Genomic DNA, 22,812 nt, shown 5'->3' on the forward strand with positions numbered 1-22,812 from the left:
ATGAAAAATATAACTATCATAGCTTCTATTTTTGCCGTGCTGATATTAGCTGGTTGTAGTACAAAAAGAGAGTATTTTGAGCCTACAGATATTGCTGGAAAAATTAGCTATAATGAAACTTTAAGCTCATCTATAAATTATACGACAAAAAGCGGAGCTACATTAAAAAATGGCGATGCAATATCAAAAAATAGTATTATACCCGGTCTAAATTTAGATAAAAAAGATAACTTTATAGGTGAATTTAACGGCAAACTGATAGTTGCGAATTTAGACGGAAATTTGAAAATAATTGAAGGTAAAGACGTTATCTATACAAAAAAATTTCAAGGAACAGTTGTATCTGCATCACTAAAAGACGGATATCTAGCAGCTCTTAGCTCTGAAAATACTATATATTTAATAGACATAAACAGCGATACTACAATGCTTGAGTATAGAACAGGCGACTCATTCGCCCAAGACTCAAGAACAGCCAATCCTGTATTTCTTACTAGTCTTATAATATATCCGACGCTAGATGGAAAAATTATGATAGTCGATAAACAAAACGCAAGAATAATAAGAGACGCCGTAGTGAGTAGTGATCCGTTTTTTAATAATGTAATATTTTTAGATGTTTTAAACGACAAAATGTTTGCGGCAACGGCTACAAAATTAATTATGATAAGCCCAAACGGAACGAAATACTACAACGGTCAGATAAAAGACGTAATAGCATATCAAAATAAAATATATATATTGTTAAAAGATGGAAATATCGAGATAACAGACTTAGATCTTCAACCTATAAATAAAAAAGAGTTTAAATTTGCGATATTTTCAAACGTAATCCCAAAAGGGGATTATCTTTACATTTTTGAAAAAACAGGATATTTGATCAAAACGGATCTAAATTTAAATAATAGCAAAATAATAGAGCTAAACAACGAAATCGAAGATAAAAGTTTTGCCGGAAAAGATGCATTTTATTACGATAATAAAGTTTTAAAACTAGATCAAATTTAAATAAATATGGATAATAAAATATCTGAAATTTTTAGCCAAAATAAAATTTTATTAAAAAATTTAAAAACGCTGGATTTTGGTGAGTTTAGTAAAAAACGTACATATAAACTATTTATAGGAATCGATAAAAATAGTCTATATACTCTTGTTTTTATGCGTGAAGCCAAAAGCAAATTTATAAAAAAAGAGCTTGACGAGCTAGTTAATATAACTAAGCTTGTGGAGACTAAATTTGATACCAACATCAAAAAATTGATCCTACTTTATAGATCTCAGATCTGTTCTAAAGTGATAAAGAACGCCACGGATTGGAAATTTTATGCTTTTATGTGATATAGGAAATACAACCGCTACTTTCTATCAAAATAGAAAAATATGGAGCTACAAAATAGACGAGTTTAGAGCTTGGCAGCCAAAAGAGACGGTGTATTATATAAATGTAAATGATAGTTTATCTGATAAATTAAGAAATCCTATGTTTATAGATATACAAAAACAGATAAATTTCAACACAACGTATATAGGGCTTGGAGTAGATAGAGCAGCGGCTTGCTATAGTATAGATACGGGACTAGTAGTAGACGCGGGAAGTGCTATAACTATGGATGTAATGTCAAACGGATTTCATCTAGGAGGATTTATAATGCCCGGTATAACTACTACTTTAAATAGCTTGAAGACAATCTCTTCTAGATTGAATCAAACGCTAAACTCACAAATAGATCTTGAGTGTCTACCGCAAAAAACAAATGACGCCATTAGCTATGGAGTTATAAAACCGATAATCTTACTAGTAGAACAGCTTTCAAACGAAAAACCTATATATTTTACGGGCGGAGACGGAGAGTTTTTATCGAGATTTTTTAAAAACTCTATTTATGATAGGGCTTTAGTTTTTAGAGGTATGGAAAAAGCCATAAATGAAAATAAGGAGATATTTTGCTTACAGTAGCTTTACCAAAAGGCAGAATTGCCGATGAAACATTAAATATTTTTAGTAAAATTTTTAATGACGAGTTTAAATTTGAAGATAGAAAATTAACTATGATAAAAGATAATTTTGAATTTTTAATGGTAAGAAATCAAGATATTCCTACATATGTTACAGAAGGTGCTGCAGATATAGGAGTAGTTGGGCTTGACGTCTTAGAAGAGCATAATTGTGATGTTTTGAGGCTTTTAAATTTAAAACTTGGAAAATGCAAAGTCTGCATAGGTATAAAAAATAGCGATACGCTAGATTACACAAAACCAGAACTTAAAATAGCAACTAAAATGCCAAATATCACAAAAAATTATTTCGCGAGCAAGGCAGTTGCAGCAAAAATCATAAAACTATACGGATCTATAGAATTAGCTCCAATAGTAGGACTAAGTGACGCTATAGTAGATATCGTCGAGACAGGAACAACTATGAAGCAAAATGGACTAAAAGTCGCCGATATCATCATGGAAAGCTCTGCTCATCTTATTGCAAATAAAAATAGCTTTATAACAAAAAGAGATGAGATACTATCTTTATACCATAAAATTAACTCAGTTATAAATTAAGTATAAATTTGAAAAAGAATCTATTAAAAAGTGATTTTCTTATCATATCTTTGATGCTGTTTTCCATGTTTTTTGGAGCTGGAAACTTCATTTTTCCACCAATGGTAGGAAAAGAAGCCGGAGAAAATTTATATGAAGCTATAGCATTTTTTTGCCTCACTGCTGTTGCTTTGCCGGTACTTGGTATAGCGGCTGTAGCAAAAAGCGGTACGTTAGATGCACTAGTAAAACGTGTAGATAGACTATTTGCGCCAATTTTTACTATATCTGTCTATATAATTATAGGTCCACTTTTAGCAATTCCTAGAGCTGCAAATATGCCTTATGAAGTTAGTCTTTCGCCGTCTTTTGGAGATAGTCTACTTTTTGTATATACCGCAGTTTATTTCATCATAAATTATATAATCTGCATCAACAAAAGCACTATGATAGATACTATAGGAAAATGGCTTGCTCCTATTATGCTTGTGCTTATCTTTGCTCTTTTTATGGCTAGTATTATAAATCCTTTAGGCGAACTTGGCGAAGCAAGTGGAAAATACGCAATCAGCCCTATGTCTAGTGGATTTTTAGACGGATATCAAACTATGGATGCTATGGCGGCTCTTGTTTTTGGTATCGTAGTTATACAAGCTATGAAAAGTATCGGTATAAAAGATAATAAACGACTTGCAAACTCGGTTATTAGCTCTGGTATTTTAGCTGGAGTTATATTAATGAGTATATATATAATACTATCTTATATAGGAGCTAGTAGCGCTAGCAGATTTCCTGAAGCGGTAAACGGTGCAAACGTACTATCTTTAGTAACACATTATCTATTTGGTTTTTATGGAAAGTTTATATTAGGATCTATATTTTTATTAGCTTGTCTTACCACTACAGTGGGGCTTATAGGCTCAGCAAGCGAATATTTTAGCTCTATAGTTCCTAAGCTTAGTTATAAATTTTGGGTATTCATCTGGAGTTTTACTAGTTTTTGTATGGCAAACATAGGCTTAAATGATATATTAAATTATAGCATACCTATTTTAACTACATTCTATCCGGTATCTATAGTATTGATACTATTGGCTCTTATAAATAATATTATAAACTCTTCAAAGCTGATATATCGCTCTTGTGTATATCTAACATTGATAATAAGCCTTGCTTACTCCTTAGAACAAATAGGAATTAAGCTGCCTGTCATAGTAAATATATTTAAAAATATACCGTTTTACGATATCGGTCTTGGCTGGGTAATACCCGGAATCATCTGTTTTTGCGTCTCATACATAATTTTTATACTACGAAAAAGAGGTAGTTTTTGAACCCGTATTTATTTAGTATCGTATCTATATCTATATTTTTAGCTATTAATTTTTACTGCTATAAAAAGCTTAAACAAAACTTACTTTTATCTAAATTTAAAAATATTTTAGCTGCTTTTTTTGTGTTATTATTTATTTTTGAACTGCTATTTTTTATAAGTTTAAAAAATGGCGAACTGAGCGGTATATTATATAAAATATCGATTATCAGCGTTGGTATAAGTTTTATGCTATTTTGTATAATTTTGCCTTATGATACGTTGCTTTTTGGAGTAACTAAATTTAGCAAAGGAAGAAGAAGGGCTATTAAATTTATACTTGATATCAGCGTTCTTATAGGTTTTTTTACATATTTTTTCAAAGGATTGTTTAACGCCAACTTTAATACTTACATAACAACTAGAGAAATTTATCTAAAAAATCTTGCAAATCCATTAAATATCGTAGTAATTACCGATGTTCATATAGGTCAATTTTTACAAAAAGATTTTTTGCAAAAAACAGTTGATAGAATAAACACGCTCTCACCCGACGCTATTTTTATAGTCGGTGATTTAGTAGATTTAAACGCTGAGAGCTTAGGAGACTTTTTAGATCCTTTAAATGAACTAAAATCACGATTCGGAACATTTTTTGTTGTTGGAAATCATGAGTATTATCATGGTATAAGTTCTCTTTTAAATAAATTTAAAAATTTAAATTTAAAAATTTTAGAAAATGAAAACGTAAGTTTTGGAGGTATAAATTTAGCCGGAGTTTATGATATACAAGGGCTTAAAATGGGTATTTTTGAACCGAATTTTGATGAAGCGCTTTCAAATTTAGATCCAAATTTACCGACTATTTTACTAACTCATCAACCAAAATCTCTGAATTATCTTAAGCAAGAAGTTGATTTAGTTATCTGCGGACACACTCACGCTGGGCAGATTTTTCCATTTTCTTTACTTGTATGGCTTGATCAAAAATACGTTTACGGACTATACAAATTAAGTAAAAAAATGCAACTTTTAGTAAGTAGCGGAATCGGCTTTTGGGGTCCTCCAGTAAGAATTTTAAGTAAAAGCGAAATAGTATATATAAATTTAAAAGAGGATAAAAAATGAATTACAATAAATTTTCAAATTATTTCGGACTTGTAGCTCACTATAAATTTCCAAAAACTATTCAAAATTTAATAAATAGTTGGTATATAAAAAAATTTAATATAAATATGGAAGAATTTAAAAGTGCAGATAAATATAACAGCTTAAATGAGCTATTTACACGTACTTTAAATAAACAAAGAAAGCTAGAAGATGGATTTATAAGCCCTAGTGACGGAATATGCCTTGAGTGCAAAAAAGGAGATAAGCAAACAGCTTATAGTATAAAAAACTACTCTTATAGTATTAATGAGCTTCTTGGTAAAAGCCTTAAAAAAGGTGAATTAGAGTCACAGTTTGAGTATATAAATATATACTTATCTCCTAAGGATTATCACCATTATCATTCTCCGTGTGATTTGGATATTATGAGTTTGCACTATATTCCAGGAAAGCTTTTTAGCGTAGCAAAAAATTGGCTAGAAAAAGTTGATAATCTATATTGCAAAAATGAGAGAGTGATACTAAAAGCTAAATTAAACAATGAAAAACAGATTTGGCTAGTATTTATAGGGGCTTGGAATGTCGGTAAAATGAAATTTGATTTTGAACCGCGAATAAATACAAATATAGAAGCCAAAGCCGTATATTATGAATATTCAAATTTAAATTTAAAAAAAGGAGATCATATAGGAAATTTTGAACTAGGATCAACTATTGTGATGATAAGTGAAAAAAATAGTATAGAATATAACGTAAAAGCCGACGATACACTAAAATTTGGAAAAAATATAGGCAAAATACTATAAAAGTATCTCACTTATAAAGAAAAATAGCATAAGTTAAATCAAACGGTTGGATTTCCGCTATAAACTATATCATCAACATCGCTTTCATCTATTTTTCTTACTATTTCTCCTATATGGTTATTATTCGATTTTTCTATGTCTTCATCTAAATTTTGATAACTATATATCATAGCCACAGTAGAAATGCCATTTATAGCCTCTATGCTTTTATATGATTTTATCTCATCATCAAATGTTTGAGATTCTATCACTACAACTATTTTATTTTCACTTTGAGTAACAACTTCGCAACCATATATGTCAGATATAGAGCTTATAACGTCGCTCACAAAGCTAGGATCTATTACATTCACAACAACACTTGAGATATTCATTTTATACTCCAAAAATAAATTGTATTATCATAACTAGCACTTATTAAAGTATTATTCCAAAATAGCAAATAATTTATCTGATCTTTGTCATAATCAATATGTTTTATCTTCTTACCGTTAGCAGAAAATATCTCTATGCCGTCTTCCGTATAATAAGCACCAAACTCATCGCTCAAACCGACTCTAAAAACATGCTTATTATCCGTTTTGAATATATGAGGTTTAATACCGTCAAAATAATAAGCCAAATTTTCAGCAGATCCAGCTACAAATTTATCCCCTACTGCTCCAACGCTATATAAAATATCTTTTTGTATAGGCAGATCTTTAATCACTTTTTTACTTTTTACGTCAAAATAATATACAACTCCGCCCTCGCTAACAGAAACAAGGCATGATTTATTTGACAAATAAACAGAATCGGCAATCCAAGATGAGTAGCTAAGTTTTGCTTTTAAAGTAATCTTTTTAGAATTTAAATCAAGATAATAAATTTCACTACTAAGACTAACTAATAAAACCAAATTCTCATCTATAAAAAATAGTTGTTTCATTCCTTCTTCTACATCAAACGAAGTAAGTTCTCCATCAAAAATACCAACTCTTTTTAGTTTATTATCCGTCTCGTATATAAAAGCAATTTTATTTTTAAAATTATCTATACTGCTAATTCTAGAACCGATATTTTCTTGAGTTGTGGTTGAAATTTTTGGTAATTCCAGTAGCTTTACTAAACTTTTATCTTCTAGATTATAATCATATAGTTCGCCACTATCCAATCCTATAAAAAGTCTATTTTGATCTAGTTTAAGTCCCACGACATTTGCATCTAAATCCAGCTTTGAATCGGCAAACAAAACTACAAAAAAGCTAAATAACACTACAAAAAATTTCATAAACAATCCTTTGAATTCATCGAAATCGCACTCTTAAAACAGCTGCTTATACATTCACCGCAGTTAGTGCATTTGTCGTTGATAACAGGGCGCAACATACCAAAAAAATCAATAGCCCTAAATCCGCAAACATCTTGACAACTTGAGCAAATTACACCATTCCAAGATATACATAAATTCACATCAATCACAGTATTGGCATTAATAAACGCACCATTTTCTAAATTTAAAACCTCATTCGGACACTCTATAGCACACTTTTCACAGAAATTACAGCCTATATTTGAAGCATCAAATTTTACGACACCGTTTTCTAAATTTAGCAACTCTCGTTCGCAAACAAATGTACATTTTCCATCACATTCATTACAATCAAATTTGCCGCCAAAATATGGCGGCGGTATTACATTGGATCTCTTTTGACCCAAAATTTTACTAAATATTGTCCTTTTAGAAAGGTCTGGCATTCTTAGATACCTTGATTTAAAATATCTAGTAAGTTTGAGCTTTCATTGCTATCTTTATATCTAAAGTCGGCTTTGAAATTGTTTTTCTTAAGAGGTTTAACATCTGCTTGAGGTACGTGACATTGAGTACAGTTAAATCTCTCATCACTAACTTGTCCGTTTAGATCTTTTCCGGTTCTTAAAACAACAAGGTGACTCTTTGGAACCGGTATAGTTCCAGCGTCTTTTGCTACTTCTGGAACGTGACAGCTAAGGCAACTATTGCTCTCGATAGTAATAGGAACCAATCCATCAAGACTATGAGAAATAAGCGGAGGTGCATTTTCGAAACTTCTATCAAATGTTTTATTAGTTCCCGGGGCATCTCCTAACCATTTTATATCAGGATTTGCAACGTTATTTTCATCGTTTAAATCAACGTTTCTAAGACCTATTTCAGTATCAGAAACAGGGCTTTTATTTTTATCGGCAGGATTAGCCAAACTACAAGCGCTTATAAATAATCCTGCAGCCAAACAAAGTATAATAGTTTTCATTTATTATCTCCAAATTTTAATATACTAAAATTAATCGCATCATCATTGCAAGCTTCAATACACTTGCCGCAGCTTATACACTCGCTGCCAATAATACCATCTTTTACTCCAACTAGATCCAAAACTCTCTCTTCGGGGCAAACTGCTTTACATCTGTAGCATTTACTGCATTTATTTAAGTCGTATTTAACACGAATCAGACTAAATTTACTGATAATCGCATAAAACGCTCCAAGCGGACAGATATGAGAACAAATGAGTCTTTTGCCTACAAAAGTTTCAATTATAATGATAATAACGCCTACGCTGATCACGCTATAACTTAGATAAAATAGACTTCTGTTAAATGCATTAACAAAACTTAAGCTTTCAAAAGCTGCTATACCAAAAATCAAACTAAATATAAGGCTTAAAGCCAGCAAATAATATCTTAAATTTTGACTTATATTTAAGATATTTTTACCTATTTTCAATTTTGTTCTTAAAAAAGCCCCAAAATCCGTAAGGATATTTACAGGACAAACCCAACCACAAAATGCACGCGGAGCAATAAGCGCATAAAATGCAAAAACAATTATCGCTCCAGTAATTGCTACTGAAGATACGCTAAAACTAGCTAAAGCTACTTGCAATACAGCAAAAGGATCGCTTAAATTTATAGTATCAAACAGTAAAGAACTGCTTAAATTTCCCTGTAAAATCTTAATTCCAAAAATATTACCAGCAATAAAAAGCAAGATAATGCTAAGCTGAACTAATCGTCTTAAAATAGTAAATTTCATAGCTCATCTCCATTTAGGTATTTTAGACTTTTCTTGCCATCTAGCTTTATTTTAGTATCGTTATCTTTGATCCTATTTTCATCACTTTGATCCCAGCCTTTTACGTAATTATCGTTCATTTCGCCTTTTAGAATTTCTCTAGGAACAACCGTGATAGAAGCCTTCTTGGTTATACAAGACTGCTCACATTTACCACATCCAGTACATACATCAGTATCTACTATAGGAAGTAATAATGCGTGTTTTCCTGTTCTTTCATTGTGTTTATACTCAAGTTTTAACGCTTTATCTATAAGTGGACAATTTCTATAACAGGCGTCACATCTAAGACCAAAATAAGCTATACAAGCTTTATCATCTACAACTGCCATACCCATTCTAGCTTTATTGATATCAAGTTTTCCATCGCTACTAACAGCTTCTACGTCCAAAGCTCCAGTAGGGCATTTAACTGCACACGGAATATCGGTACACATAAAGCAAGGAATTTCACGCGGCTTAAAAAATGGCGTTCCTAGCCCAATTCCGCCGTCTTTAAACTGTGCTAATTTCAGCGTATCAAACGGACACGCCTCTACACACAATCCGCAACGAATACAGCGAGCTAAAAATTCATTTTCATCTCTTGCTGCTGGTGGACGGAGTTTGAGTGTTGGTTCAGCAGCAGCAAATTCACAATAAGCAAATCCGCTAGCCGCCAAAAGACCCACTAAGCTAAAACCTTGTTTTATTGCTTCCCTTCTTTGCATAATTAAGCCTTATAAATCTTAACTGCGCATTTCTTAAAGTCAGTTTGTTTTGAGAGTGGATCTGTTGCATCCAAACAGACCTTATTTATAAATACGTTTTCATCAAACCATGGAACATATATTAAACCCTCTGCAGGTTTATTTCTACCACGGAAATCAACCCTAGCTTTTACTTTACCACGGCGGCTTTCAACCCATATGATATCATTTTGTTTAATACCAAATTTATTTCCGTCTATTTCATTCATAAAGCATAATGCCTCAGGAACGGCACGGTAAAGCTCAGGAACACGCATAGTCATAGTACCACTATGCCAATGCTCGAGAACACGACCCGTACATAACCATAGCGGATAATCTTTGCTTGGCATCTCTGGTGGATCCATATAAGGACGAAAGAATATCTTAGCTCTGCTCTTAAGTGCTTCTTTCTCTTTTGAAGTAGCTTTGGCTAGATCTCCGGTTACTAAAGCTCCGTTTTTATTTCCATAGAATGAAAAATCTCCGTTTGGATTATCTTTTTTAGCATATACATCATACTTTGTATTAAATCTCCAAAGAGTCTCTTTACCATCAACAACTGGCCATCTAAGACCTCTAACTTTGTGATAAGTATCAAAATCGGCTAAATCGTGACCGTGTCCTAGACCAAACTCACGATACTCTTCCCAAAGATATTTTTGGACAAAGAATCCATAACCCTTAAATACGTTTCCGTCTGATCCAACAACATTTCTGCTATCACCAAATACTTCGGTATTATCATAGCCGGCCATAATTTTATCATCACTACTAAATTTCATAGCACTTTTGTTGGCAAATAAAACTTCAAAAAGAGTATTTTCAGGATTATATCCCATCGCAACTGCTTTATCTAAAACATTTGGTAAAGTAAGTTTGCCGTCTACTTTAACTTCACCCCAAAAATCTTTTAATTTAAAACGTTTTGCAAATTCCATATATTGCCAAGTATCACTCATAGCATCACCTACTGGTAAAACTTGTTGTCTCCAGTGTTGAGTTCTTCTTTCAGCATTACCATAAGCGCCCCATTTTTCATATATCATAGCAGTCGGAAGTATAAGATCTCCGACTTTAGCTGAAATTCCAGGATACGGGTCGCTTACTACTATAAAGTTATCCATCTCGCGTGCCGCTTTTATCCAGTGGTTTGCGTTTGCCGAGTTTTGCCATGGATTATTTACATGCACCCATACAAATTTAACTTTTCCATCTTCAAGATCTCTCATGATCTTCATATATGGAGCACCCGGTTTTGGATTTATAGTTCCGGCTGGAATTTTCCAAATTTTTTCAGTAATTTCTCTATGTTTTGGATTTGCAACAACCATATCTGCTGGAAGTCTGTGTGAGAACGTACCGACTTCTCTAGCTGTTCCACAAGCACTTGGTTGTCCTGTTAATGAGAATGCTCCGCTACCCGGTTTTGCTTGTTTGCCCAACAAGAAATGCACCATATAACTTTGCTCATTTACCCAAACACCTCTTGTATGTTGGTTCATACCCATTGTCCAAAAACTGACGACTTTACGATTTTTTTCTATATAAAGGTCGGCTAATGCTTTTAATTTTTTCTTAAATTCTTCTAAATCTTCGTTTGGATCACCTTTTGCAAGCTTAGCTACAAAATCCAAAGTATAAGGAGCTAAAGCCTTTTTAAAATCTTCATATTGAATTATCCAGTGCTTATCCGGAGCGCCTGTACTTTTATTTTCTAAAGTATCACCTGCTTTCATTCCTAAATAAGCAAGAGTAACTCCTTCATTTTCGCTTAGTACTGTTGATTTTTCTTTTGCGGCAGTATCAAGTTCACTCGGAAGGTATTTTGGGTGCTTTATATTTGCACGCATACCATAACCGATATCTACTGGTCCTGTTGTAAATACACAATTTGCTTTTACAAACTCTTCGTCTATAGCTTCTGGGTGATTATAAACAATCTCTCTTGCTATATAGTTCCATATAGCAAGGTCGGTATGCGGAGTAAATATAATCTCTATATCAGCTATGTTTGAAGTTCTAGTTGAATAAGTAGATAAATTTACTACTTTTACTTTATCGCTATTTTGAAGTTTTCTATCACTAACTCTTGACCAAAGTATCGGGTGCATTTCTGCCATATTTGCTCCCCAAGTTACGATAGTATCCGTAAGCTCGATATCATCATAACAGCCAGCAGGTTCATCTATACCAAATGTTTGCATAAAACCAACAACGGCACTAGCCATACAATGGCGTGCATTTGGATCTATATTATGGCTTCTAAAACCGCCTTTAATTAGCTTAGAAATAGCGTAACCTTCTTGTATAGTGTATTGACCGCTACCAAAAACACCTATACCAGTAGGTCCGAGCTCTGCGTAAGTTTTGCGGAATTGTTTTTCCATCTCGTCAAAAGCTCTTTTCCAGCTAACTTCTTGAAATTTACCTTTTTTGTCAAATTCACCATTTGCATTAACTCTAAGAAGAGGTTTTGTTATACGGTCTTCACCATACATAATTTTTGCATTAAAGTAACCTTTAATACAGTTAAGACCTCTATTAACTGGAGCTAGAGGATCACCTTTGACTGCCACGATTTTACCATTTTTTGTAGCCACCATGATACCACAACCAGTACCACAGAACCTACAAGCAGATTTATCCCAGCGCCAACCATCTTGATTCTCAGCAGCGCTTAATGAGCTTGGTACTGCTATCCCAGCAGCCGAGCAAGCAGCAGCTGCAGCTGAGCTTTTTATAAATTCTCGTCTATCCATATCGTTACACCTTTCTTGCTCTAATATTGCAAAATATCGTAAATGTATTATATTTAAAATTTATTGGTTTATAATAAAATTTCCAACAGTTTTTAAATATATATTTTTATAATTTTATATAATTTAATAAACACTTAATCCTTTAAAGCTCAAGTTAAAAATCAATGAATACGGTATTTAGATAGTAAAAGTTAGTTAGTATATTTTTTTATACTTTAAATTTAAAAAATATATCTTAATACCAGCTATCAAAATAAAATAATAAAATTAAAAAAATATATAACACTATTATAGCATACTTTAAGCAAATTTAATTAAAAAATTTAAAAAATATTTTTATATTTCAGTAATAAATTAAGAAACAATTTATAATTAAAAATTTAATAAGCCAATGGCTTATTAATAAGTAGTTCTAGTATTATAATATCTAACTATAATAGATAGGCTAAAGCACACTATAAAATACATAGCTGCAACCAAACCTATAACAGCGAGTATATGGCTAAATTCTTTTAAACTAGCTAGTATGAGCTTACTTTGATTTGTTAGTTCATAAACTCCTAGTCCAGCCATAAAAGACGTGTCTTTTACTGTGGTTATTACTTGGGATAATATAGCTGGAGTTGCTTTTTTGATTGTTTGTGGAAAAATTATCTTATAAAGAGTATAAAAGAAGCCAAAACCTTGCGACGCGGCTGCTTCGAATTGACCTTTAGGAATGGAGTTTAGACCTCCTCTTATTATCTCGGACATAACAGAAGACGTATATAAAAATAGCCCGATAGTACCCAAAACTGCGTAACTAAATCCTTGTAAAAATGAAAAAATAGTAGGCAAAACAAAACATCCGGCATACATCCATAGTAGAAGCGGAGTGTTTCTATAAATTTCCACATACGCTCCTGCTATGCCTCTTATAAATTTATTCCCATAATTTCTCATAACAGCCAAAATAGATCCAAAAATAATACTCCCTACGGCAGCAAAAAACGCCATAATCAGCGTAAGACTTAGTCCATATAATAGATTTTTTAAATTTATGTAGTTTAGAACAGCTTCCATTATTAATTCCTTGTCAAATGTGCATTTTTAAGCTTTTCTTCATAATTTCTAGCCCACATGGCAAGTGGAAAACACATTATAAAATATAAAATTCCAGCAACACTATATGAAGTTGCGTAATTTAGACTGTCGCTCGCATAAGAATCGCTCATATACATAAGTTCCGCGCCTGCTATTATAAGAAGTACAGAGCTATTTTTTATCAAATTTACTGCCTGATTTGTGGCTGGCGGTAATATGATTTTTATAGATTGAGGTAATATGATATACATCATTTGTTCTATATAACTAAAACCTTGCGACGTGGCTGCTTCGAATTGACCTTTAGGAATGGAGTTTATACCACTTCTTACTACTTCGCTCATATAAGCACCATGATAAGCGCCTATACCTAAAACTCCTATAGTAAATACGTCTAAATTTATACCCATAGGAGGCAAAGCAAAATATAAGAAAAACAGCTGAATTACAAGTGGAGTATTTTGAAATACTTCAACATATATACGAGAACAATAGCGTAAAATAGCTATTTTTCCAGTAGCCATCATACCGCTTATTACCCCTATGACACCAGCTAAGATAAGCGCTAAAATGCTTACTCCTAAAGTAAAGCCAAGCCCACTAGCAAACATCTGCCAGTGAGCTAATGTATCTTCCCATTTCCACAAAGCAAATGGACTTAGGCTATCCATTACTTAAGACCCCATTTTTTTGCCAATTCATCAATCTGAGATTTATTTGCTATTACAAACTCATCAACGTATTTTGAAAACTCAGGATCATTTTTTCTAGTAGCTATGCCGTATTCTTGAGGAGCAAAACTCTCATCTAAAATAACACTATTATCATCGATATATCCCAAAAGTATAGATTTATCAACGCTAAATGCGTCTATTCTTTTTGCATCAAGAGCGGCTTTTATAGAAGGATAATCTGGATATTCATTAAATTTAAGCTCTATTCCAAGATTTTTAGCGGCTTCTAAAATACTCTTTTTGCTAGTAGAACTCATAGAAACTCCTATTGTCCCGCCTTCAAGATCTTTTAGAGTGTTTACACCGCCATCTTTTCTTACTAAAAGACCTACTGCATCTTTATAATACGGAGTTGTATAATCATATGTCTTCTTGCGCTCATCTGTTATAGTAAATGTGGCTATAACGGCATCTAACGTACCGTTATCTAGCATAGGTCCTCTTGTTTTTGCTGTAACAGAAACCAATTTAACTTTATTTTCATCACCCAAAATATGTTTTGATAAAAGTTTTGCTATGTCAATCTCAAAGCCTTCTATCTTTCCAGTTTGCTTATTTAAAAGCCCGAAACCAGGAACATCGTCTTTTACTCCGGCTGTGAAAATACCTTTTGATTTTATATTTTCTAAGTTTGAATTTGCCTCTTTAGAGTCGCTACTCGTATTTGAGCTGCACGCCGCAAATACAAGTCCTGTGCCCAAAATCAGCAAACCTTTTACAAATTTATTCATTTCTTTCTCCTTATATTAGTGTTTTAATATCTTACTTAAAAATATCTCTGTTCTCTTGTTTTTTGGACTGTTAAAAAATTCATTAGGCACTGCTTCTTCTAAAATGGTTCCATTTTCCATAAATATAACTCTATCGGCAACCTGCTTTGCAAAACCCATTTCGTGAGTGACAACAACCATTGTTGTGGATTTCTCTCCCGATATTTTTATCATCACGTCTAAAACTTCTTGGATAGTCTCAGGATCTAAAGCCGAAGTCGGCTCATCAAACAAAATAATCTTTTTTGAGTGCAAAGACTTCTAGCTATCGCAACTCTTTGCTGCTGACCTCCGCTTAAAGTCGATGGATAAACATTTGCTTTATTTTCTAAACCGACTACTTTTAAGTATCTATAAGCTATCTCGTTTGCCTCTTCTTTACTTTTTTTGCGAAGTTTTATAGGTGCTAAAGTTAAATTTTGTAAAACAGTCATATGCGGATAAAGATTAAAGTGCTGAAATACCATAGCCACATTTTGTCTGCAAATTTCAAGTTTAGTTTTTTTATTTAACTCTTTTCCATCTACGATTACTCTACCGCTAGTGATCTCTTCTAGCCCATTTATACAGCGAATAGCAGTTGATTTTCCACTTCCGCTTGGACCTATGATAACTAATTTCTCGCCCTCTTTTACTGTTAAATTTATATCTTTTAATGCTTGAAAGTTGCCAAAATACTTATTAACATTTTCTAATTGAACCAATTTTAACTCCAATAATTTTATGTAACGACTATATCACATAAATATTAATGATATTATATTTGTTTAATATTTTATTAAAATAATTTAATCTATGTTTCTTATAGTAACAATTTATATAAAAAGAGTGTATTTAATAATAGAATTCAAAAATATGAGTCAAATTTATAACATAGGAGCTTTTATAAATTTAAAAAAGCTCCTTAATAGATGGTTAAACGTTAAATCTAAAATGCATTACATCGCCGTCATTTACGATATATTCTTTACCTTCTAAACGCATTTTTCCAGCCTCTTTGGCTTTAGATTCTCCGCCGCAAGCAACATAATCATCGTAGCTTATAACTTCAGCACGAATAAAGCCTCTTTCAAAGTCATTATGTATGACGCTGGCTGCTTTTGGTGCTTTCCAACCTTTATGTATGGTCCAAGCTCTTACTTCAACAACTCCGGCTGTAAAGTAACTTATTAAATTTAGTTTTGCAAATGCTGTTTTTATAATACTTTCAAGACCGCTTTGCTTAGCCCCTAAACTCTCTAACATCTCATGAGCTTCATTATCATCTAGTGAGATCAGTTCTTCTTCTATCTTTGCACAAAGCTTTATAACTTCATGATTTGAATGAGAAGCATACTCTTTTACCATTTTTACATACTCATTATCGTTGGATATATCGTCTTCTGATACATTTGCGCCGTATATCACCTCTTTAGCAGATAACAGCCTGAGTTCTTTATTTAGATTGTTAAAAATATCACTATCAAAAAGCTCAAAGCTGCTTGCACTATTTCCTGCATTTAAATGTTCTAGTAATTTACTTGCACACTCAAGACTCTCTTTGGCACCTTTTGCTCCGGCTTTTGCTTCTTTGTTTAATTTTTCTATCTTTTTATTTAACTGTTCGATGTCGGCTAGAATCAGCTCTGTTTCAATTATTTCTATATCCCTTATAGGATCTATGCTATTTTCTACATGAGTAATATTTGAGTCATCAAAACATCTAACCATATGTAAAATTACTTCGGTTTCTCTTATATTTGAGAGAAATTTATTGCCAAGTCCTTCGCCTTTACTAGCGCCTTTCACAAGTCCTGCGATATCTACAAATTCGATAGTCGAATGTTGGATTTTATTTGGATTTACTATTTTTGCAAGCTCATTTAAGCGTATATCTGGAACCGGAACTATGGCTTTATTTGGCTCTATAGTGCAAAATGGATAGTTTGCAGATTCTGCATTGCTAGCTTTTGTTAACGCATTAAAAGTCGTTGATTTTCCAACATTTGGAAGTCCTACTATACCTACTGCTAAGCCCATTATTTGCAGCCTTTTTCGGCATTTCTAGCAAGTTTAACCAGATAATATAAATTTGCTCTCACTCCAGCTCCAGTAGCTCCAGACTGATTATAACCCCAAGCCTTTTCCGTATAAGCGGGTCCGGCGATATCAAGATGCAGCCATTTATCTTTATAATCGTCTTTTATAAATTTATCTAAAAATATACCGGCAGTTATAGCTCCGCCGTATCTGCTTGAAGATGTATTGCTTATATCTGCTATTTGAGATTTCACAAGTTCTCTTAAATGATCATTAAACTCTAAAATAGTCAAAAACTCGCCACTCTTTTTCGTAAAATTTTTGAACTCATTTTGGAGTTCATAGTTGTTTCCCATAATCCCTGTAGTATATTCACCAAGACCGACAACGCAAGCACCTGTTAAAGTTGCCATATCTATAAGAAGATCAGGTTTCAACTCACTTTGCGCCCAGTCAAGACAATCGGCTAGTACAAGACGACCTTCTGCGTCCGTGTTTCTTACTTCAACACTAACGCCGCTTCTGGTGATCAGCACGTCGTCCGGTTTATACGCATTACCGCCTATCATATTTTCAGTTGCACCTAAAACAGCGTGTATCTCGAAAGGAAGCCCCATTCTAGCTGCTCCCATTATGATCGCCATAGCAGCTGCCGCACCGCTTTTATCTGATTTCATAGTTAGCATATAATCACTCGGTTTTAAACTTAGTCCGCCACTATCATAAGTTAAGCCTTTACCTACAAAAACAACCTTTTTAAGACTGTTATCTTTTGGAGTATATTTTAAATGAATTAGACGAGGAGGATGCGCACTAGCTCTATTTACCGCTAAAAATGCATTCATATTTTGTGATTTTATATAGTTTTCATCATGAATTTTACACTCTATACTAGGATAACTAAGGGACAGCTTTTTTGCATCTTCTGCCATTTTTTGAGGAGTATAAATATCGGGTATTTCATTTACTATATCTTTTGCATAGTTTGTAGATTCTGCTATTATCTGAGCATGTTGTAAGCCAAGATTTGCTTCAAATAAAGCTATCTGCTTACCGCTAAACTCATCGGTAGAAATATAAATTTCGCTTATAGAGCTCTCTTTTTTTTCAGTTTTATACTTATCAAATTTGTAACTACCTAGCAAAAATCCTTCGCCTATAGCCTGAAAACTCATTTTAAAGCAGCATCCTACGTAACTAGCCATTTTAATAGTTTTTAAATTCAAATCTTTTAATGCGTTATAAGCATTTGAAACACCTAATCTAATACTATTTGGCTCAAGATCTTTTATGCCAACATAAATTCTTCTTAAAGTTGTTAGATTAAGAACATTTTCACCTTTAAATTTAAAAAAATCAAACTCATCTCCGTCTTTTATAAATTTATGATTTAAATCTTTATTGACAACAAAAATTATTTCGTAATCGGCTTTTATATCATCTAATGGTTTTTCAATTATTGTGAATTTCATGTCGTTTTTTCCTTTCATTTAGTATATTTTTTTCCAATTGTTTAAATCCTAAAATCAACGCTGTTAAGAACAGTATGATGATAGGTATAGCAAAGTACCAGTGAGCTTCTGCCCAGTGAATCGCATTCCAGATCTGCTGACCGAAATACCAAGCTAAGAGTATTGTTATAGCAGCCCACATCCAAGCACTTAGCAAATTTATAAATGCAAATTTTTTAGCACTATAACGAGTTATACCAATACTCATAGGTATAATCGTGCGAAATCCATACATATAACGCTGGATAAAAATTATAGGCCAACCGTATCGTCCTAAAAGCAGATGCGCAACTGCGAATTTTCGTCTCTGTTTAACAAGTTTTTTTTGAATATATTTTTTATTATATCTACCTATATAAAAATAAATTTGATCTCCCACAAATCCGCCTATACCGGCTACAAACACTATCATAGCAAGATTTACATGCCCTTCGTGAGCTAGTATTCCAGCAAGTATGAGAGCTATCTCACCTTCCATAATACACCAAGCAAAAATAATAAGATACGCCCAATTTTTGTATTCAAATAATATATGTTTTAAGGTCTCTTCCATCTTTAGACCTCTAAAACACTATAAACTGGGCACTCGCTTTTAAGCTCTTTGCTTCCTCCAAGTTCCACTAAATCCACTAAAAAACAAGCTTCTACTAAATTTACGCCTAATTTTTTTAGAAGCTGAGACGAGGCTTTTGCCGTGCCTCCGGTTGCTATTAAATCATCCACCAAAAGCACTTTAGGATTTTTGATGCTATCAAATGCGTCAATGTGCATTTCAACTTCATCAAATCCATACTCCAAGCTATATTTTTGTGAAATTGTTATATAAGGAAGTTTATTTGGTTTTCTAACAGGTACAAATCCTAAATTTAGTCTCGCACTAAGTGCCGCACCTAAAATAAATCCTCTGCTCTCTATACCGACTATAAAATCTAAATTTTCATCTTTATATCTATCTTCTAGGTGATCAAGTAGAAATTTAAAAGCTTTAGCATTGCCTAAAAGCGTGGTTATATCTTTAAATATAATTCCCGGTTTTGGAAAATTTTTTATATCTCTTATAGTACCCAAAAGATACTCTTTATCAAATTTAGAAAGTTCTTTCATTTTTATCCTTACTTTATAGTAGAGCTTCTATCTTGCCCTCTAGCTCTTTTATTCTTAATCTTAATTTATCATTTTCTATACGGTACTGAGAATTTCTAGTACGAAGACTAGTAACATCTGATTTAATTTTATTTAGTTCATCTGTTAAAATATCGATATTTCCTAATGAACGTTGGAGCTGAACTTGTAGTTTCCTGATAACTATTTCGGTATCATCAAGATTATTTTTCATAAAATCACGCATTGAGCGCTCTTTTCTAAGCAAAGTTTTATAATAAAACACCATTACTACGAGATATATGCTAAAGCATATTAAAAATGTATAAAATAACCAATCCACTAGCATTTGTAGTTTCCTAATTTATAAACTCTTTTTTCATGTCTACCACCGGCAAACTCAGTAGTAAAAAATACTTTTACCATATCTTGAATGATACTAGTTCCGACTATTCTGCCGCCAAAGCAAAGTACATTTGCATCATTATGCTCACGAGCTAATTTTGCAGTAGTAGCATCATGGCAAAGAGCGCATCTTATATGAGGATGGCGATTTGCGGCTATGGATATGCCTATTCCTGTTCCGCATATTAAAATACCAAATTTAAAATCGTTATTTATATTTTCAGCCATTTTATCGGCAAAATCAGGATAATCTACGCTCATATCTTTAGAATATGCTCCAAGATCAACCACATCAAACTCGAAATTTGATAAATAACTTTTTACAAACTCCTTAGTATCAAATCCAGCGTGATCACTTGCTATAAAAATCTGAGCAACTTTCATAAAATCATCCCATAACCTTTAAATTTCGCATAATTATATCATAAAAACCTGAATTTAGCGTGATATAAGCATAGTTCTAACCAAATCCAAAATAGTATAAATAGGTGAAAAAACATAACTAGCCACTGGACTTATGATCAAAATTACAAGAATTATAAATCCATATCTGCTAAGACTTTGATATAAATTTGCTAATTTTTCAAATTTAAAAATCCTTAAAACATAAGAAAGAGCATGTGATCCATCAAGAGGCGGTATAGGATAAAGATTAAAAATTCCTAATATCAAATTTATAGTTAAAAGCATGCTTATCGCTCTTAGGCCAAACTCTGGAGCGATTCCGAAATATATAAGCAAAAATGAAGCCAAAGCAAGTAAAAAATTATAAACAATGCCCGCCAAGCTAACACATATGGCGCCAAAATATCCACCGTTTTTAATCACTGTATATGTATTTATAGGAACAGGTTTTGCCCAACCAAATAAAACTCCGCCGGCTAAATACATAAGCGATGGAACCACAATCGTACCTAAAATATCGATATGTTTTAAAGGATTTATACTAAGTCTGCCTGCATTTTTTGCCGTATTATCTTTAAATTTAAAAGCGACAAAACCATGGGCTATCTCATGACCTACTACAGATATTATCAAAACTACAACAAGCGTTATTATAGTAGGCGCATCAAAATTACTCATGTATCAGCGTCTCATCAGTCTCTAAGGTGCTAGCGAGTCTGCCTATTCTCTCCCATCTAACTTTATACTCTTTATCCCAACTAAAATATACAAACCAAGGTTTTCCAACTATGTATTTATACGGTACGCTTCCCCAAAATCTGCTGTCATTGCTATTTTCTCTATTATCTCCGACCATAAAGAACTCATTTTCTGGAACTTTAAAGTAAAATGCATTAAAAGGAAGCCCGTCCACGGACGGAAGTTCCTGAATAAGTGCTGGAGTCATAGCAAATTTATTTTGATTTAGATAATAAAGCGCTATGGTAAATGTATCTGCGCTTTGCCCGGCAAAATTATCTTTTTCACCCCTATTTTCATAGTGAATACCTTTAAATTTATAAGGCTCTTTAACAAATTTCTTACCAAGTAGTGTAACAATATCGTTTTTATTATAGTTTTCTTCTATCTGAGCATCACCGCCAGAAGGTCTTAAATACATAGTTTTTGGTGCAAATATCACCTCATCGCCGCCATTTGCAAAATTTCTTTTTACATAGTAAATTTTAGGATCTCCGGGATATCTAAAAACAACGATATCTCCACGTTTTGGCTTACTTCCTTCTATTATATGTCCATCTCCGTCACTATCAAACCAAACAGGAACTTCTAAAAACGGAATATGCGGAGTAGAGACGCCATAAGCAAATTTTTTTACAAATAAATGATCACCTATAAGAAGCGTATTTTTCATAGAACCACTTGGTATAACAAAAGCTTGAGCGACAAAAAATATAAACAACAAAACTATAATTATAGTCCCGGTCCAACTGCTAGAAAAATTATAAGCTTTAGAAAGAAATTTTTTCATACATTGCGCTTTCTATTTTTAGCAGATTTTAATGTATTACTTAAAAGCATAGCGATAGTCATAGGTCCAACGCCGCCTGGAACAGGCGTGATGAGAGAGCATTTTGGAGCAACACTATCAAAATCCACGTCGCCTACTAACTTACCACTATCTAAACGATTTATGCCTACATCAATGACTATAGCGCCATCGCTCACCATATCGGCATTTAAGAAATTTGGTCTTCCGACTGCTACTACTACAAGCTTAGCACGTCTGGTTATTTCGGGGAGATTTTTAGTTTTAGAATGAGCGATGCTTATAGTTGCTCCAGCATTTAAAAGAAGGCTCGCCATAGGCTTTCCGACTATATTGCTTCTTCCTATAACGACTGCATCGATACCTTGCAAATTTACGTCATACTCTTTTAAAAGTTCCATTATGCCAAGCGGAGTGCAAGGCACGAATCCATCAAGTCCGCTTGAGAGTTTTCCAACATTTACAGCGTGAAATCCGTCAACGTCCTTAGTCGGATCGATAGCTTCCAACACTCTGTTTGTGTCTATATGTTTTGGCAATGGAAGCTGAACTAAAATACCATCAATGCTATCGTCTAAATTTAAAACCTCTATAAGAGCTAAAAGCTCGCTTTGACTAGTTTCTTTACTAAGCCTATGCATCACCGAACCCATTTCACAAGCCAGGCAAGCTTTTTCTTTACTTGCGACGTATGTTTGGCTGGCTTTATCCTCTCCTACTAAAATTACTGCTAATGTTGGGGTTATACCTGATTTTTTTAAGCTTATTGCTTCGTTTTTTACGTATTCTTTGACTTTTGCACTTACGCTTTTTCCATCTATGATCTGCAAAGTTCATCCTTTTTATACTTTTTTTATTACAAAAATTGTATCATATCAAAATTCAAAT

At 33.0% G+C, this 22,812-nt stretch carries 26 protein-coding genes and 1 pseudogene; 7 read left to right on the forward strand and 20 right to left on the reverse strand.

What is annotated here, in order from left to right:
• Genes DQN38_RS05615 through DQN38_RS05645 form a run of 7 tightly spaced genes read left to right on the forward strand, consistent with a single transcriptional unit; the run spans position 1 to position 5,766 of the window.
• On the forward strand, positions 1-1,008 hold the full coding sequence (locus DQN38_RS05615) for an L-seryl-tRNA selenium transferase (RefSeq protein WP_038453751.1): 1,008 nt from the start codon (positions 1-3) through the stop codon (positions 1,006-1,008).
• 6 nt (positions 1,009-1,014) lie between these two features.
• Entirely contained in the window at positions 1,015-1,341 is a 327-nt protein-coding gene (locus DQN38_RS05620) for a hypothetical protein (protein WP_002849781.1), read from the forward strand.
• Positions 1,328-1,960 carry a type III pantothenate kinase gene (locus DQN38_RS05625; RefSeq protein WP_002849782.1) on the forward strand — a complete coding sequence of 211 codons (633 nt, stop codon included), beginning with the start codon at positions 1,328-1,330 and terminating at the stop codon, positions 1,958-1,960. Before DQN38_RS05620 ends, DQN38_RS05625 begins: the two co-directional genes overlap by 14 nt.
• A complete protein-coding gene (hisG, locus tag DQN38_RS05630; protein WP_010400265.1) occupies positions 1,948-2,559 on the forward strand; it encodes an ATP phosphoribosyltransferase in 612 nt (203 codons plus the stop codon). Before DQN38_RS05625 ends, hisG begins: the two co-directional genes overlap by 13 nt.
• Before the next feature lie 8 nt (positions 2,560-2,567).
• Entirely contained in the window at positions 2,568-3,872 is a 1,305-nt protein-coding gene (gene brnQ / locus DQN38_RS05635) for a branched-chain amino acid transport system II carrier protein (RefSeq protein ID WP_111738209.1), read from the forward strand.
• A complete protein-coding gene (locus DQN38_RS05640; RefSeq protein WP_065844116.1) occupies positions 3,869-4,978 on the forward strand; it encodes a metallophosphoesterase in 1,110 nt (369 codons plus the stop codon). The genes brnQ and DQN38_RS05640 overlap by 4 nt, the downstream gene beginning before the upstream one ends.
• Positions 4,975-5,766 carry a phosphatidylserine decarboxylase gene (locus DQN38_RS05645; protein WP_011732099.1) on the forward strand — a complete coding sequence of 264 codons (792 nt, stop codon included), beginning with the start codon at positions 4,975-4,977 and terminating at the stop codon, positions 5,764-5,766. Before DQN38_RS05640 ends, DQN38_RS05645 begins: the two co-directional genes overlap by 4 nt.
• A 38-nt stretch (positions 5,767-5,804) precedes the next feature.
• On the opposite strand, the gene DQN38_RS05650 is transcribed toward DQN38_RS05645, so the two are convergent.
• The 20 genes and pseudogenes from DQN38_RS05650 to folD all read right to left on the reverse strand — a co-directional run bounded on the left by DQN38_RS05650 (position 5,805) and on the right by folD (position 22,754).
• Entirely contained in the window at positions 5,805-6,140 is a 336-nt protein-coding gene (locus tag DQN38_RS05650; RefSeq protein WP_065844115.1) for a chaperone NapD, read from the reverse strand.
• A complete protein-coding gene (locus tag DQN38_RS05655) occupies positions 6,137-7,036 on the reverse strand; it encodes a WD40 repeat domain-containing protein (protein ID WP_065844114.1) in 900 nt (299 codons plus the stop codon). Before DQN38_RS05655 ends, DQN38_RS05650 begins: the two co-directional genes overlap by 4 nt.
• The gene (locus DQN38_RS05660; RefSeq protein WP_002849810.1) at positions 7,033-7,503 is read right to left on the reverse strand and encodes a 4Fe-4S binding protein; all 471 of its coding nucleotides are present in this window, start codon (positions 7,501-7,503) and stop codon (positions 7,033-7,035) included. Before DQN38_RS05660 ends, DQN38_RS05655 begins: the two co-directional genes overlap by 4 nt.
• Before the next feature lie 2 nt (positions 7,504-7,505).
• On the reverse strand, positions 7,506-8,039 hold the full coding sequence (locus DQN38_RS05665) for a nitrate reductase cytochrome c-type subunit (RefSeq protein ID WP_002849811.1): 534 nt from the start codon (positions 8,037-8,039) through the stop codon (positions 7,506-7,508).
• On the reverse strand, positions 8,036-8,821 hold the full coding sequence (gene napH, locus DQN38_RS05670) for a quinol dehydrogenase ferredoxin subunit NapH (RefSeq protein ID WP_065844113.1): 786 nt from the start codon (positions 8,819-8,821) through the stop codon (positions 8,036-8,038). The genes DQN38_RS05665 and napH overlap by 4 nt, the downstream gene beginning before the upstream one ends.
• Complete coding sequence (gene napG / locus DQN38_RS05675; protein WP_002849813.1) at positions 8,818-9,570, reverse strand: ferredoxin-type protein NapG; 753 nt, start codon at positions 9,568-9,570, stop codon at positions 8,818-8,820. Before napG ends, napH begins: the two co-directional genes overlap by 4 nt.
• A gap of 2 nt (positions 9,571-9,572) precedes the next feature.
• Positions 9,573-12,350: a nitrate reductase catalytic subunit NapA gene (gene napA / locus DQN38_RS05680; protein WP_011732100.1), complete on the reverse strand. Its 2,778-nt coding sequence runs from the start codon at positions 12,348-12,350 to the stop codon at positions 9,573-9,575.
• 399 nt (positions 12,351-12,749) lie between these two features.
• The gene (locus tag DQN38_RS05685; RefSeq protein WP_002849815.1) at positions 12,750-13,412 is read right to left on the reverse strand and encodes an amino acid ABC transporter permease; all 663 of its coding nucleotides are present in this window, start codon (positions 13,410-13,412) and stop codon (positions 12,750-12,752) included.
• A gap of 2 nt (positions 13,413-13,414) precedes the next feature.
• Positions 13,415-14,104 carry an amino acid ABC transporter permease gene (locus tag DQN38_RS05690; RefSeq protein ID WP_002849816.1) on the reverse strand — a complete coding sequence of 230 codons (690 nt, stop codon included), beginning with the start codon at positions 14,102-14,104 and terminating at the stop codon, positions 13,415-13,417.
• On the reverse strand, positions 14,104-14,898 hold the full coding sequence (locus DQN38_RS05695) for a transporter substrate-binding domain-containing protein (RefSeq protein WP_024305174.1): 795 nt from the start codon (positions 14,896-14,898) through the stop codon (positions 14,104-14,106). Before DQN38_RS05695 ends, DQN38_RS05690 begins: the two co-directional genes overlap by 1 nt.
• A gap of 15 nt (positions 14,899-14,913) precedes the next feature.
• Positions 14,914-15,641: pseudogene (locus DQN38_RS05700) on the reverse strand (amino acid ABC transporter ATP-binding protein).
• Between the two features lie 211 nt (positions 15,642-15,852).
• Complete coding sequence (ychF, locus tag DQN38_RS05705) at positions 15,853-16,956, reverse strand: redox-regulated ATPase YchF (RefSeq protein ID WP_002849817.1); 1,104 nt, start codon at positions 16,954-16,956, stop codon at positions 15,853-15,855.
• Positions 16,956-18,428, reverse strand: a complete 1,473-nt coding sequence (locus tag DQN38_RS05710; RefSeq protein WP_111738210.1) for a leucyl aminopeptidase — start codon at positions 18,426-18,428, stop codon at positions 16,956-16,958. Before DQN38_RS05710 ends, ychF begins: the two co-directional genes overlap by 1 nt.
• Positions 18,409-19,020 carry a DedA family protein gene (locus tag DQN38_RS05715; protein ID WP_038453761.1) on the reverse strand — a complete coding sequence of 204 codons (612 nt, stop codon included), beginning with the start codon at positions 19,018-19,020 and terminating at the stop codon, positions 18,409-18,411. Before DQN38_RS05715 ends, DQN38_RS05710 begins: the two co-directional genes overlap by 20 nt.
• Before the next feature lie 2 nt (positions 19,021-19,022).
• Positions 19,023-19,571 (reverse strand): adenine phosphoribosyltransferase, encoded by a 549-nt coding sequence (gene apt, locus DQN38_RS05720; protein WP_002849820.1) that lies wholly within the window; start codon positions 19,569-19,571, stop codon positions 19,023-19,025.
• A 13-nt stretch (positions 19,572-19,584) separates the two neighbouring features.
• Positions 19,585-19,917 (reverse strand): membrane protein, encoded by a 333-nt coding sequence (locus DQN38_RS05725; protein WP_002849821.1) that lies wholly within the window; start codon positions 19,915-19,917, stop codon positions 19,585-19,587.
• Positions 19,911-20,357 carry a ribose 5-phosphate isomerase B gene (gene rpiB / locus DQN38_RS05730; RefSeq protein WP_002849823.1) on the reverse strand — a complete coding sequence of 149 codons (447 nt, stop codon included), beginning with the start codon at positions 20,355-20,357 and terminating at the stop codon, positions 19,911-19,913. The genes DQN38_RS05725 and rpiB overlap by 7 nt, the downstream gene beginning before the upstream one ends.
• A gap of 54 nt (positions 20,358-20,411) precedes the next feature.
• Positions 20,412-21,056, reverse strand: a complete 645-nt coding sequence (locus DQN38_RS05735) for a site-2 protease family protein (protein WP_002849824.1) — start codon at positions 21,054-21,056, stop codon at positions 20,412-20,414.
• Positions 21,049-21,906, reverse strand: coding sequence for a signal peptidase I (gene lepB / locus DQN38_RS05740; RefSeq protein WP_002849827.1), 858 nt, complete (start codon positions 21,904-21,906; stop codon positions 21,049-21,051). Before lepB ends, DQN38_RS05735 begins: the two co-directional genes overlap by 8 nt.
• Complete coding sequence (gene folD, locus DQN38_RS05745) at positions 21,903-22,754, reverse strand: bifunctional methylenetetrahydrofolate dehydrogenase/methenyltetrahydrofolate cyclohydrolase FolD (protein WP_010402657.1); 852 nt, start codon at positions 22,752-22,754, stop codon at positions 21,903-21,905. Before folD ends, lepB begins: the two co-directional genes overlap by 4 nt.
• Between the last annotated feature and the right edge of the window lie 58 nt (positions 22,755-22,812).

This window comes from Campylobacter fetus subsp. fetus (assembly GCF_900475935.1).
GTDB lineage: Bacteria > Campylobacterota > Campylobacteria > Campylobacterales > Campylobacteraceae > Campylobacter > Campylobacter fetus.

Excerpts from the sequence above, each read along its gene's own strand:
- DQN38_RS05655 (WP_065844114.1), bottom strand. The coding sequence starts at position 7,036 with ATGAAATTTTTTGTAGTGTTATTTAGCTTTTTTGTAGTTTTGTTTGCC.
- DQN38_RS05715 (WP_038453761.1), bottom strand. The coding sequence starts at position 19,020 with ATGGAAGAGACCTTAAAACATATATTATTTGAATACAAAAATTGGGCG.
- apt (WP_002849820.1), bottom strand. The coding sequence starts at position 19,571 with ATGAAAGAACTTTCTAAATTTGATAAAGAGTATCTTTTGGGTACTATA.
- napH (WP_065844113.1), bottom strand. The coding sequence starts at position 8,821 with ATGAAATTTACTATTTTAAGACGATTAGTTCAGCTTAGCATTATCTTG.
- DQN38_RS05685 (WP_002849815.1), bottom strand. The coding sequence starts at position 13,412 with ATGGAAGCTGTTCTAAACTACATAAATTTAAAAAATCTATTATATGGA.
- DQN38_RS05660 (WP_002849810.1), bottom strand. The coding sequence starts at position 7,503 with ATGCCAGACCTTTCTAAAAGGACAATATTTAGTAAAATTTTGGGTCAA.
- DQN38_RS05620 (WP_002849781.1), top strand. The coding sequence starts at position 1,015 with ATGGATAATAAAATATCTGAAATTTTTAGCCAAAATAAAATTTTATTA.
- DQN38_RS05650 (WP_065844115.1), bottom strand. The coding sequence starts at position 6,140 with ATGAATATCTCAAGTGTTGTTGTGAATGTAATAGATCCTAGCTTTGTG.
- lepB (WP_002849827.1), bottom strand. The coding sequence starts at position 21,906 with ATGAAAAAATTTCTTTCTAAAGCTTATAATTTTTCTAGCAGTTGGACC.
- DQN38_RS05725 (WP_002849821.1), bottom strand. The coding sequence starts at position 19,917 with ATGCTAGTGGATTGGTTATTTTATACATTTTTAATATGCTTTAGCATA.
- DQN38_RS05665 (WP_002849811.1), bottom strand. The coding sequence starts at position 8,039 with ATGAAAACTATTATACTTTGTTTGGCTGCAGGATTATTTATAAGCGCT.
- DQN38_RS05645 (WP_011732099.1), top strand. The coding sequence starts at position 4,975 with ATGAATTACAATAAATTTTCAAATTATTTCGGACTTGTAGCTCACTAT.
- DQN38_RS05695 (WP_024305174.1), bottom strand. The coding sequence starts at position 14,898 with ATGAATAAATTTGTAAAAGGTTTGCTGATTTTGGGCACAGGACTTGTA.
- napA (WP_011732100.1), bottom strand. The coding sequence starts at position 12,350 with ATGGATAGACGAGAATTTATAAAAAGCTCAGCTGCAGCTGCTGCTTGC.
- DQN38_RS05710 (WP_111738210.1), bottom strand. The coding sequence starts at position 18,428 with ATGAAATTCACAATAATTGAAAAACCATTAGATGATATAAAAGCCGAT.
- DQN38_RS05625 (WP_002849782.1), top strand. The coding sequence starts at position 1,328 with ATGCTTTTATGTGATATAGGAAATACAACCGCTACTTTCTATCAAAAT.
- DQN38_RS05735 (WP_002849824.1), bottom strand. The coding sequence starts at position 21,056 with ATGAGTAATTTTGATGCGCCTACTATAATAACGCTTGTTGTAGTTTTG.
- DQN38_RS05615 (WP_038453751.1), top strand. The coding sequence starts at position 1 with ATGAAAAATATAACTATCATAGCTTCTATTTTTGCCGTGCTGATATTA.
- rpiB (WP_002849823.1), bottom strand. The coding sequence starts at position 20,357 with ATGAAAGTTGCTCAGATTTTTATAGCAAGTGATCACGCTGGATTTGAT.
- DQN38_RS05690 (WP_002849816.1), bottom strand. The coding sequence starts at position 14,104 with ATGGATAGCCTAAGTCCATTTGCTTTGTGGAAATGGGAAGATACATTA.
- ychF (WP_002849817.1), bottom strand. The coding sequence starts at position 16,956 with ATGGGCTTAGCAGTAGGTATAGTAGGACTTCCAAATGTTGGAAAATCA.
- napG (WP_002849813.1), bottom strand. The coding sequence starts at position 9,570 with ATGCAAAGAAGGGAAGCAATAAAACAAGGTTTTAGCTTAGTGGGTCTT.